The 12,025-nt window shown below is 45.4% G+C and carries 12 protein-coding genes; 4 read left to right on the top strand and 8 right to left on the bottom strand.

The features are described 5' to 3' along the window. Positions 1-2: 2 nt before the first annotated feature. From PATL_RS07775 to PATL_RS07785, 3 genes are all read right to left on the bottom strand, one after another. Positions 3-3,170 (bottom strand): TonB-dependent receptor, encoded by a 3,168-nt coding sequence (locus PATL_RS07775; RefSeq protein ID WP_011574358.1) that lies wholly within the window; start codon positions 3,168-3,170, stop codon positions 3-5. 86 nt (positions 3,171-3,256) lie between these two features. Beyond that, positions 3,257-4,267 carry a FecR family protein gene (locus tag PATL_RS07780; protein ID WP_011574359.1) on the bottom strand — a complete coding sequence of 337 codons (1,011 nt, stop codon included), beginning with the start codon at positions 4,265-4,267 and terminating at the stop codon, positions 3,257-3,259. Then, positions 4,264-4,833: an RNA polymerase sigma factor gene (locus PATL_RS07785; RefSeq protein ID WP_011574360.1), complete on the bottom strand. Its 570-nt coding sequence runs from the start codon at positions 4,831-4,833 to the stop codon at positions 4,264-4,266. The genes PATL_RS07780 and PATL_RS07785 overlap by 4 nt, the downstream gene beginning before the upstream one ends. 171 nt (positions 4,834-5,004) lie before the next feature. Here PATL_RS07785 and PATL_RS07790 point away from each other — a divergent pair, with 171 nt between their 5' ends. Then, positions 5,005-5,547, top strand: coding sequence for an NUDIX domain-containing protein (locus PATL_RS07790; RefSeq protein WP_011574361.1), 543 nt, complete (start codon positions 5,005-5,007; stop codon positions 5,545-5,547). 222 nt (positions 5,548-5,769) lie between these two features. Beyond that, the gene (gene tmpT / locus PATL_RS07795; protein WP_011574362.1) at positions 5,770-6,429 is read left to right on the top strand and encodes a thiopurine S-methyltransferase; all 660 of its coding nucleotides are present in this window, start codon (positions 5,770-5,772) and stop codon (positions 6,427-6,429) included. Positions 6,430-6,480: 51 nt separating this feature from the next. Here the strand turns inward: tmpT and PATL_RS07800 are convergent, their stop codons facing one another. From PATL_RS07800 to PATL_RS07815, 4 genes are all read right to left on the bottom strand, one after another. Further along, positions 6,481-6,804 (bottom strand): hypothetical protein, encoded by a 324-nt coding sequence (locus PATL_RS07800; protein WP_011574363.1) that lies wholly within the window; start codon positions 6,802-6,804, stop codon positions 6,481-6,483. Beyond that, a complete protein-coding gene (locus tag PATL_RS07805) occupies positions 6,801-7,832 on the bottom strand; it encodes a YHYH protein (protein WP_011574364.1) in 1,032 nt (343 codons plus the stop codon). Before PATL_RS07805 ends, PATL_RS07800 begins: the two co-directional genes overlap by 4 nt. A gap of 136 nt (positions 7,833-7,968) precedes the next feature. Next, a complete protein-coding gene (locus tag PATL_RS07810; RefSeq protein ID WP_011574365.1) occupies positions 7,969-8,661 on the bottom strand; it encodes a response regulator in 693 nt (230 codons plus the stop codon). Beyond that, positions 8,658-10,109: an ATP-binding protein gene (locus tag PATL_RS07815; protein WP_011574366.1), complete on the bottom strand. Its 1,452-nt coding sequence runs from the start codon at positions 10,107-10,109 to the stop codon at positions 8,658-8,660. The genes PATL_RS07810 and PATL_RS07815 overlap by 4 nt, the downstream gene beginning before the upstream one ends. Positions 10,110-10,246: 137 nt before the next feature. Here PATL_RS07815 and PATL_RS07820 point away from each other — a divergent pair, with 137 nt between their 5' ends. After that, on the top strand, positions 10,247-10,495 hold the full coding sequence (locus PATL_RS07820; RefSeq protein WP_011574367.1) for a hypothetical protein: 249 nt from the start codon (positions 10,247-10,249) through the stop codon (positions 10,493-10,495). Positions 10,496-10,611: 116 nt separating this feature from the next. Continuing rightward, positions 10,612-10,956, top strand: coding sequence for a hypothetical protein (locus PATL_RS07825; RefSeq protein WP_011574368.1), 345 nt, complete (start codon positions 10,612-10,614; stop codon positions 10,954-10,956). A 140-nt stretch (positions 10,957-11,096) separates the two neighbouring features. On the opposite strand, the gene PATL_RS07830 is transcribed toward PATL_RS07825, so the two are convergent. Continuing rightward, positions 11,097-11,870: a GDP-mannose dehydrogenase gene (locus PATL_RS07830; protein WP_011574369.1), complete on the bottom strand. Its 774-nt coding sequence runs from the start codon at positions 11,868-11,870 to the stop codon at positions 11,097-11,099. Positions 11,871-12,025: the final 155 nt, after the last annotated feature.

Here is a 12,025-nt window from a genome sequence, read left to right on the forward strand (position 1 = left end):
GGCTAAAACTTCTTGTTCAGAGTCATGTACAAGTAGCGGCCTGATGAAGAGTGAACACTGCTTTCGTAGCCAAATGTGCCAGAGGTGAAAGGTGGTTCTTTATCACCAATATTACGTGCACCTAAGGTTAACTTGGTGTTCTCTAGTAAACTGTTTTGCTCTTTGAAGGAGTAGGAAGCGTAGGCATCAACCGTAGACCAATCGTCGATTTGTTGATAAATCAGATCACCCGCATCATCAAAATAAGATAAAAAGACGTTTTCTAGCTCGCTGATGTATTTGTATTTAACCCCAGCACCCCAGCTGTCTTTTTGCCACTTAATGCCGATGTTGCTGCGCCATTCGGGGCGACCATTTTTAGTGAGTAAATCACCAGCGGCACCCGGAATACCAACAGCTTCACCATTAAATAGTACCGCTTCATTACCGCTTTCTTGGGCAGTGACTACCTGCTGAGTGATGGAGTCCAAGCCCTGGTCAAATTGGGTTAAATTCGCCGCATTAGCGGTGAAGGTGAAATCGCCTACTTCAGTACTCATTTTGTAAAAGATGCTGTAGTCGACGCCTTTAATTTCACGAGGCAAAAGGTTGGTGTAGTCGTTCGTCACATACAAGATTTCATTGTTTTCATCACGAATAACGTTGGCATTGCTGCCACCATCGGCACGTAGTAGCGTATCGTACAAAATCTGCGTTTGACTGCTTAGAATTCCCACCACGTCTTTTTGCTTTATGTGCCACCAATCAGCGGTTAACGTCAGGTTTTTCATAGGGGTAAACACAATGCCTGCAAAGGTGTTAGTGCTAGTTTCAGGTTTTAAATCATCGCTACCGTTACGAATTTCAAGGGTGCCTTGGCGAATGCCTGATATGGGATCAGAGCGGGTGTTTGAGCGTGACACATCAACCGCGGTGGTTTGCGGTAATCCTGGTGCTTTAAAGCCTTCGGCATAAGCTGCACGAAGCTGAACTATGTCGTTGACTTGCCAAGCGAGGGATATTTTGGGTTTGGTAATATCCCCCACATCTGAAAAACGCTCATAGCGAGCAGCCAATTGCATGTTTAAGCTTTTTACCAGAGGTAAATCAGCTAATAAAGGCACTGCAAATTCCACGTAAGTGGAAAACACATTGCGACTACCTGAAGAGTCTGGCGTTGGGCTACTGCCCAGCACTGTACTGGCAAGCGCCGATGGGTTGCCGGTGACCACATCAATAAAACTATCAGTGCCATTTAACGCATCACTACGGGCATCAGAGAAACTTTCATAGCGATATTCAATACCCACTGCCATGCCCACGTCCCCGGCGGGTAACTCGAAAATGTCTGGGCGGGATATTTTAAAGTCATACAGGGCGAGCTCGGTTTGGGATTCGCGCTCGATATTGAACATAAAGCCGTCGATAACGTCTTGGTCGTTACCTGTGTCATCGCCACTGTTTGGCGAAGTTAAGCTGCCACCGTTGAACAAGTTATAGGCTGTGCTTTGTTCTGTGCTGTTCACTGCTTGCTGAAACAAAGTAGTATTCACCCGATTCGCAGAGTCTAGGGTATGCGCTTTTGAATAAAGCAGTGCCGTGTCCCAGTCCCAATCTTGATAATAACCTCGCAGACCAGTCAAAAAGCGGTAGGAGTAATCTTCAACATTAATTGCACGTGGGCCCGTATCAATAGGGCGATAGCGTCTAACTGTTACGTCTTCGCCGAATGGATTGTAAAATGCATCACTGGCGACAGTAAAGCGCTGAGCGGTTAAGTTTCCGCTTTGTTCGCGTAGGCGGTCAGCTTCTGCTCGGTAATACAGAGCTTCGCCATATAATTCAATTTCATCAGTCAGGTCATGGGTCAGCAATGCGTATAAATTTACGCGGCTTACTTCTGAGCTTAATGAACGTTCTGAGTTTGAATCGTAACGCAACTCACGATCTAAGCTGCCACCGTCTGCGCATATGCCATTGCCAAGGGCAACCTCACAACCATCGAATGTATCTGGTTGAATGTGAAATGTGCCTAGGCTGCCTGAGCTTAACTCTGCCCAAGGCGTTGAGGTAGTGCGACCATCTAATGAGGTGTTGCCGACAAATTCAGGGTTCAAACCTGGATAATTACGGGTATCTGAACTGGCTGCATATTCTCGCTCAGATGCCATGAGCATATCTTGCTCATACACGCTGGCGCTGAGTGTCAGGTGGGTTTGTTCATTGTTAAAAAACCAACCGCCAGAGCCAGATAAACTGAAGGTGTCTTTGTCAGTGCCATCATTTTTACCGTATTGGAACTGCACGTCGCCACCGGTGTTTTTGTCTTTGAGAACATAATTAATAACACCCGCTATGGCATCTGTACCGTATATTGCAGCGGCACCGTCGCGTAACACTTCGACGCGTTTAAGGCCCCGTACCGGTAGGGCATTTGAGTTGACTGTGGTCACGGGCACTAAGTCTTCTGCCTGGGTACCAGGGTGCAATACTAAGCGCCGTCCGTTAAGCAGCGTTAAGCTATACCCTGTACCGATACCGCGCAGATTGACCGAGGACACATCGCCACGGGCATCGTTTACACCGCCCACCACGCGCTCGCTGTTGAAGCTGACTTCGCCCTGCTGGGGCAATTCAGCCAGCAAATCTGCACCGCTAGTAATGCCTAAATCTTCGAAGTCTTCGGCACTGAATGTGCTAATAGGCAATGCGCCAGAGTCTTGGTTGACGCGAATATTTGAGCCCACAACTTTGATGCGCTCAACACTGGCTTCGCCATCAGCCTTTTTTGCTGGTGTACCTGCAGCGCTTTTTACTGCCTCAACAGGCTCAATAGTCTCTGATGTATTGGAGCTTGATGAGGTGCTCTTGTTTTTTTCGCGAATGATAAACGTATCCGCAGAGCGCTTAACGAACTCTAACGAGGTGTTTTCAAGTAAAATACGTAAGGCGTCGTCTACTGATAACGTGGCTGATATGCCACGAGTGGTAATATCTGGGGTAATGGCAGAAGAAAACAAAATTTGCGTTTCACTTTCTTCGGCGAGTTCGAGCAATGCCGCATCGAGTTTTTGTGCGGGTATGTCTATGTTCTGTTGCTGTGTTTGAGCTGCAAAACTGTTCCCTGTTTGCAGCATGAGCATAATGCTGCAAGCAAGGGAGCTGAGTTTAAACGACTGATGTGATTTCATATGTGTGCCTCTATTATTATTAGAAATGACTGTTCCTATTAGAGGTATACGCAAGGCACTAAATGATCCTCCACAAAAAGTGAAAATTAGTTTCTTGCGCTCAATTCTATATACTCAGGGTAACGGTCAATCTCAACAGGTAGCGCGGCTTCAAGGGCGGACAAAATACTGTCTCCGTCTTTTAACTTAAATACCCCACTTATTTTTAGTTTGCCAAGATCTCGATTTTGAAGAGTGATTTTCTTCAAGCGATAACGGTTAAATTCAGTGATAACGTTCGCCAGCGGCTCATTGTTGAAACGAAATATGCCTTGTCGCCATTGTTGGTTAGCCAGCACTTCCTTAGAGGTCACATGGGTAATCACTTCACTGGTGCCGTTAAAAGCGCCGACTGAGCCCGCGGGGAGTAGGGTTTCCGCTTCTTCAAAATCTATATGCTCACTCGAGGCCAACGCCGAGGGCTGTATTGCGACTAAACCTTCTGTTACCGATACTTTTAGCGTTGCATCAGACTTTCGCACATTAAATTTTGTACCAATGACACGAATGGTTTTCTCGCCGGTGTTAATGCTAAAGATCCGACTTTCGTCTTTCGCTACATCAAAAAATGCTTCGCCGCGCTCTAACCATACTCGGCGCTGCTGACCCGTAAAATTTATTCTGATCGCACTGTCGGTGTTGAGTGTTACGGCACTGCCATCGGGCAAGCCGACCGTGCTTATTTCACCTATGGCTGTGTGGTAGGTGTTCGGCTTAGGGATGGCCGCTTGATACAAAGGGGCGGGGCCGGGGAGCGTGAGATACCACATCACTAACACAGTACATACTAAGCTTGCAGCAACGCTCGTTAACCAGTAAGCGTTTTTCTTTTTCTTTTTCATTTTCTTATTTTTATTTGGTTGTGCAGTTTGAAACAGTTGATTGCTGGTGTCCCAAATAGCAAGCATGGAGTCAAACTCCTGCTGGTGCTCAGGAGACCTGTCGCACCAGACGTAAATTTGCATTTCTTCTTCCGCGCTAAGCTCACCTGAATATAGACGCGCAACGTAAGTCGCCGCTTGCTGTTGTATTACTTCTTGATTCATATTGCTGCTCATAGGGAAGACACCTTCGCTCTGATGGCAACCAAGGCCGCTGAAATATACTTTTCTACTGTGCTGACTGATACACCTAATGCGTCACTGATTTCCCGGTAACTCATGCCTTCTACTCTGTTTAACATAAATGCCTGTTTGTGGCTGGTTTTAATCTCTGCTAATGCCGTCTCTATTTCCCGTAACTGCTTTCTATTTTGCAGTGCTCGCTCGGGGGAAAATAAGGATGTAAATATAGCCGTATCTTGTTCGCTAACATGGGCGTCTTTGCAGCGCACTTTAGCACGGCGGTCACGGTCGATTAATATATGGGTGGCAATTTGAAATAGATAATTACGAACTGTATCCATTCTACCTGACAGCTTTTGAGGTAAATCGTCGAGCTTCAACAGGCGCTCATATACCTCTTGCATCACATCTTCACAGTCGCTGTCGTTTAATCGTGAGCGCACGCGAATAAAACGGCGTAATGCACTGCCATATTCATCGTACAGCTGTTTTACTAACAGGCTGTTTTCATCTCTGGCAATGAGCTGTTTTTTTGCCCGATGTAGTTGGATGACTTTCACGCCTTACCCATTAAATAACCTCATGTTACTACGTATACGCAGCGAAATTAAAACCCCTCAATAAATCTCGGAATTACTTTTGTATGCAATGAGAAAATACTCATGCTTTTACGCTAGGATAGGTCGACTCAGTTTAGCGCGACCTAACAACTAATCTACTAGGATGAAAAAATGAGCGATGAAATACAGACATTAACCAGCAAGGTTGTTTATGAAAACAAATGGATGCGCTTAAAAGAAGATAAAATTCGCCGCAGCAGTGGTAACGAAGGGATTTATAGCGTGGTTGAGAAACCCGACTTTGTGGTGATTTTAGCTGTGCAAGACGGGTGTATTCATTTGGTTGAACAATATCGCTATCCGATTAAAAAACGCTGTTGGGAATTACCCCAAGGCGCGTGGGAGGAAAACCCTGATGCTGATCACGCATTATTAGCCGCTGGAGAGTTAAAAGAGGAAACCGGGTTGGTTGCGAATAAAATGCATTATTTGGGAGAGCAATACCTAGCATACGGGTTTTGCAATCAGATGTACCATATTTACCTTGCCACTGAACTTACCTTTACCCAAATCAATTTGGATCCTGAGGAAGAGGGATTAATTACCAAAAAGGTACCGCTCACTGAGTTCGAGACAATGATTTTATCTGGTGATATTAAAGATGCCTCTACTGTGAATGCCTACGGGCTAGCAAAACTTAAAGGGATGCTTTAAATGAAACTGGCTAACTAGCCTAGTTGTGTTCAGGTTTGAGATGTCTCGGTAAGCGCTTTGATTGAGTCAAAAAACCTTGACCTAAAGTGGACTTTAAGTGGCATGATGGTGTTTGTCGGTATTTATGAAGGGTCTATATAGGGTTTATATGGATTTTATAAAGTCATTACCAAGTACGGATAAGAAGTCGCAATACTATTTAAGCGAAGTGATGGAGTAAATATGCAAGCGAGTTATTGGCATGAGAAGTGGCAAAAAGGGGAGACGGCTTTTCATCAATTTAAAGGGAGCCCTTTGTTAAAAGCGCACTTTGATGAATTAGGATTACCCCAGTCAAGCCGGCTATTGGTGCCTCTTTGCGGTAAAACCAGAGATATTGCTTGGCTGGTGGCGAATGGTCATCATGTGGTTGCCGCCGAGTTGCATGAGCCCGCTGTTATTCAACTGTTCAAAGATATGGAAATAGAGCCCAAGGTCATGCATTTTGAAGAAATTGACCTAATTCATTACCAAGCAATGGTCGGTGGGTTGATGATTGACGCGTATGTAGGGGATATTTTTCAACTAAACCCAGCGTTGGTTGGTCGGGTTGATGCGATTTATGATCGTGCAGCCTTAGTGGCATTACCTTTCGATATGCGTGAAAAGTATACCTTACACATGCGCGAATTGACCGGTGCAGCTCCGCAATTATTGATTAGCTTCGATTATGAACAACATTTGTTACCCGGCCCACCTTATTGTGTAAATGGCAATGAAATTACTGGCCATTATGGCCAGCACTATGATATTTCGCAGCTGGCAAGCGAAGATGTAGTCGGGGGCCTAAAAGGTAAACTAAAGGCGAATGAAGAGGTTTGGCTGCTGAAATACAAAACCTGAAGGCGCGAAAAGGCGAGTCTTAATTCAGACTCGCCGCAACTGACCGCTTAGTTAGTTTTCCAGCGGTTCGAGTACGATGGTTTTAATGGGCTGATTGCGCACACACATCTTAGTGTGCGATATCTTTTGGCAATATCCACTGTATAGCTTGGCGGATTTTTCGTCTATTTGCTTCATGTATTCACATGATTCACGCAAGGCTTTTTCGCTGCAAGCGAACTGAGCGTCTTTATCTACGTGGCCCTCATGCGCTAGGGCTGGTGTTGATATAGCGCATAGCAAAATGGATAAAACAGCGATTAACGGCCTTGAGACCAATGCTTTCAGATACAGAGCTTTTGCTTTTACCTTTATGTTTGCTACTGAATTAATCATTCGCTGCCCAACCATTCACCTTGTTCACCATGAAAACAACCGATAAACATATTCTCACCTGGGCTGGCTACGTGATAGTGATAACCTCGCGTGTTATCGGTATGACCGCGGCACTCATCTAAGTCGGTTTCTTCGAATCCACTGGCGTCCAACATGGCGTAAATACTGTAACCGTCCAGTGCGTAACCAATCTGATTGGCGTGACCATCTTCTTGGTCAATACCTGTAGAGCACCCAGTGGCAGCATGATAATGATAGCCTTCAAATGGATTGATATGGCCACCACAATCGTCAAACGCAGCGATAGTGTAATTGCTCAATATGGCATCCACGGGGGCTTGTGCCGCTAATATAACGCCGTTCAACGATACCCCCATATTGGCATTGACGTAACTGGGGTTAGATAACGGCACTGGTGTAACAGGCAGTAAAACGGTTTCACTCACACCACCGCCGTAATAATCCAAATCGCATTGCACGCAGTAATTTTGATATTCTGGGTCGACATTTGGTCGTGCAGCGGCTTCGCATGCCTCTTGAGTATCAGTGATGTTTACCTCCCCGGTGCTCAGGTCATATAACTGCCAGCCATCACCGTAAAGCTGATCTAAGTTACTGATAAATTCACCGTCTATGTCGTACACCTCGCCAGAGCCATCAAACCAAATTCCCCCTTGTGATGCGTCAGAGCTGATTGTTGGTGGGCAAAAAGGGCCTATTTCGTCATTCGCTGGCTCGCCCGCGAGGGTAATGCGATAACAGGTGGTTTGTGTACCGCCAGATAAAGTACAGCTTTGTGTTGTGATGGACTCAATGACCGCGTCGTCAAAGAAGAACAGGTCGCTAGCGTCAACGGTTGTCTCTGTTTGTGTTCCGCTATCGTTGTCAGTGTCAGTATCCGAGCCGGAGTTAGCGGTTGCGCTATCGCTCGTTGTGTCCGTTTGTGTGTCGCTGCCGCCGCACGCGAAAAGTGTGAATGTTAAGGTCAGTAGCAAAATGAAGTGGGAGTAATTTCGTATCGTATTCATAGCGTATCTTTTTTTGTTAACCAGCTATCACTGTAAAAAAACAAAACGCAGAAACGGTGCAGTTATTAAGGATTTGGTGTGCAAAATAAGATGTTGCGTGCCAATAGGCTTTTACGCGTGCTCGGCAATATACCTGTTACATCAGTTTATAACCCACGCCATAAACAGACTGCAAAATAGGTTGAGGATCATTTGTAAGTGCGACTTTATTGCGCAGATTTTTCATGTGGCTGTCGATAGTACGATTGCTCACAATTCTGGCGTCTTCATAACAGCTCTGCATCAAGCTCTCTCTAGAAAAAACCGTTCCTGGTCGACTCATCAGTGTTTTGAGCAGGCGAAACTCGACAGGAGTAAGTTCGGTCACTTGTTTATTAATCTCACACTCAAAGCGCTCAGTATTTAAGCTGATATGTTTGAACGTTAAAATACAGGTTTCATCTGATGAAGGAGCTGCAAATGTGGCTCTGCGCAAAATGGCTTGTACTCGTGCGACCACTTCTCGGGGCGAAAAAGGTTTGCAAACGTAATCGTCAGCACCGAAACCCAAACCCATTAAGCGGTCAATTTCATCTACCCTTGCGGTAAGCATAATAATCGGCACTTGCGAAAATTTGCGCACATCCTTACATATACTCAAACCATCTTTACCCGGTAGCATTAAATCGAGGATGACACAGTCAGGCGTTTTGGTCCTGATGGCATCTTCTGCTTCATCACCATTATGGACGACTTGTGTAGCAAAGCCTTCAATGGTCAGAAAATCGACCAATATTTGAGCGATTTTGGGCTCATCTTCCACAATCAGTATCTGTTGTTGATTGCTCATATTTTATCCTTAGTTAACGTAAGCTCCACGCGCACACATAACCCCCCTAGGGTTGATGGTGAGGCAACAATGCTGCCTTTGTGGGCAATTACGATATTTTTGCATATGGTTAGGCCTAATCCGGCACCTGCAGCAGAGCGATTTCGTGAGGCGCTTTGGCGGTATAAAGGGTCGAATAATTTTTCACAATCCTCAGCAGGTACACCGGGTAACGTATCATTGATTTCGAAGACTGCCGAGTGGGCATGATGGGACAGTGACACTTGTATTTTTCCGCCTTGTTGAGTGTACAAAATGGCGTTGTTTAACAGGTTGATAAATAATTGCTCAATTCGTTGAAGATCCGCTAGGCAGATGACCTTATCTTGGATTTGAGTCGTTACCTGTAAGCCTTTTTGCTGAGCTTTGCTTGTTAGAGCACTGCACACGTTATGACAAATTTTGCTGATGTCGATTTGGTTAAAGTGGTACTTCAAGCCGCCCACATCAGACATAGAGAGTTGGTAGAGATCGTCCACCAAACGGTGTAATAGCAACGCTTCTTGTTGTAAGGATTCAATTTGCTCAGGCCCAAATGGTCGAATACCTGCTTCCAAGGCATCTAACTCGCCGAGTAAAATAGTTAAGGGGGTGCGTAATTCGTGGGATATATCGGCAAACCATCGATTCTTTGCACTGCGGTTTTCATTTAATATATGGCTTAAGCCATTTAGGTTTCGCATGAGAATACCCAATTCATCAGCTCTTACCGGGTTTAGCGATAAGTCATAGTGACCTCGACTTAAACGCTCAACACCGTGAATGACGTCGTTGACTGGCGAAGTGAGCTTTCTAGCCAGTAGCCAAGATGCGATCCCTGCCAAAAGCAGGCATAACAGACCAATAGCAATGCTCGCATACCTTTGCTGCATGGAAAATGATGAGGCGAGCTCGCTCTGGGGCACCGAGTCTAACCAGCTACGTAATTCACCGATTTTCTCATCTTGTAAATAAATGCTGAAACTGACCATATCGTTTGTATCTGAATGAGGTTTTGCCCCTACTAACCATTTACCTTGGGGGTCAAATAAAGCCGTTGGCGGCGCCGCATCTTGCCCGTTACGCCTAGGGGGAGGAGGAGCAGTCCGATTGCCTGGAGAGCCCGGACCTTTGCCTTGTTGCCTTAGGGGGCGGGGTTGATTCAACGCGGGTGGGCGACCTCTAAAATGGATTGGAGGAGTACTCGCATAGTACTCCAAGCCGGATTCAATCACGGTGCTCCATGTTTTATCACGAGAGTAAGCTGCGCTAAGGGCTACGCTCAGTTCTCCCAGCCGTTGCTGCTCTAGGCCTGCTACAAAATCAAGAAACCCTTGGTCAAAGCTCCAACGAGCAAGTCCTAAGGTGATCAGAAGAGTGAAGGCAGTCAAGCCTAAAAAAGATAAGAAAACTTTACGGAATATATTCATCGCTCAAGTATACCTGTACAAAAGTTCGCTTAACCAGTCAGGGGCAGCAATTTAACCGACTTCTCCATGCAATCTCCACTGTTTCTGCACATTTGCTTGATAGTATTTGTTGTAGACTAAATCTGGAGTAAAAAAATATGCCAATATCAAAAATGTTTATCGTCGCTAGTGTTTTCGCACTTAGCAGTCTTACAGCATGTGCACAAGAAGGTCGCGGGCAAGGCGGCGAGCGCCGACCGCCTCCTGAAGCATTTGAAGCCTGTGAAGGTCAATCAGAGGGGGATTTTGTCAACGTAGAAACTAGACGAGGAGACTCAATGAGTGCGACTTGTCAGATGATTGATGACACCTTGGTTGCTGTACCTGAGATGGGCAAAAGAGACTAGGCCGGCAGGACTGTTTCGCGATTAAAACGTTTCGATGTAGACCAAATTGCGTACAGCAAAGATCAACGCGCCCTAGCGTCGACGCTAAATTATCACCCTAAAAAAGGATAACTGAAATGCAAATAAATGCTGCTAACCAATCCATGAATCCATTGGCTTCGTCAGACGTTGGTCGCCCAAAGAGCCCACCTCCACCGCCGCCTGAGGGAGGAATACCACCAGGCATAGAGTCTGCGGTGTCGACCCTATCGAGTGAAGAGCAAAGTGCTGTTACTGATATGTTGTCCAGCTTGAGTAAGGATCAACAGTCATCTTTAAAGTCACAGTTAGATAGTTTACGTGATAACGCCAGCAGTATGTCTGAAGATGAACTTGGTGCAGTATTTAAAGATATGCTGACGTCGTTAACCGGCAGCCAGTCAAGTACGTCGTCAGTTAATCAGGTTGATACCTACGCGTAAGTATGGATATATAAGGCTCGCGTTCATACGCAGCGATTAATCTTAGTTTTATCATTTAAAAAGGCGCAAATAACGTCGGTTTTTCTCCGATTTGTTTGCGCCTTTTTCCGATTTTTAACTGGCTAATGGAAAATAAGTGCTTACCAGCTTATGCGCCTGATACTCGCTTTGAAACCGTTAAATAGTTGCTCGGTCATTTGACAACTCTGCTTGTCGATAAACTGGATGACTAATTGCGCGGGTTGATAAAACTCTTTGATGCTGCGAGTAGTCTGGTTACCACTTTGCATTGACGTGACACCAAATGCTTCAGACACTTTTTTGCCACTTTGTTTTTCTAAGATGGGAATAAGCACATCCTTGACTATTTCCGATGCTAATTGTTGGCAGAAGACGATATTATGATAATGCTCTTTGTATCTCAGGCTCAGGCCAATCTGCTCGCAAATGATTTTGAGTTTATCAATACTGACGGAAGTCGTGCTGTCTGCATCGTCATTTACGTAGATCAGTGAATAATCAGAGCGTTTAACCGCATTAAAACCATCGTCAGTTGCAACCAAGTTACAGAATGTACCGATTTGGGCCAGTAATTCGGGCAAACCATCTTCGTCTAAAAACGTTCGACCTTGATTGAGCGCGTTGATGCGGCGCTGGTCTAAATCGACACCTATTACTTTGTGCCCAATGGCTGCCATGCAAATAGCCGACAGTGCGCCGTTATGGCCAAGACCAAACACACTAATGCGCTTGCTATTGCGGCACTTTGGTAACTGGTAGCCTTGCGCGCTGCCGTCACTGAAGGCGACGATGCGATTAAAACCACGGGTATTGTCTACTGCAAGCTGTGGTTTGCTGCCATAAGCATAGGCATGGTGATCATGTGAATTATCGAACCGCTGAGAATCAAACATTTAATTGTCCTTATATTAATAATGTTGGTCCCAAGTAAATTGTTAGGCACAACATTCATTTAATCTCAAGTTAGCAGTTCTTGTTCCAATTACTATATGTTTAGATATATCAATAGGTTAAGGTTTGATTGCGTTACGTGTAGGGGCTTGAATGT

Origin of the sequence: Paraglaciecola sp. T6c, assembly GCF_000014225.1 — a bacterium.
GTDB lineage: Bacteria > Pseudomonadota > Gammaproteobacteria > Enterobacterales > Alteromonadaceae > Paraglaciecola > Paraglaciecola atlantica_A.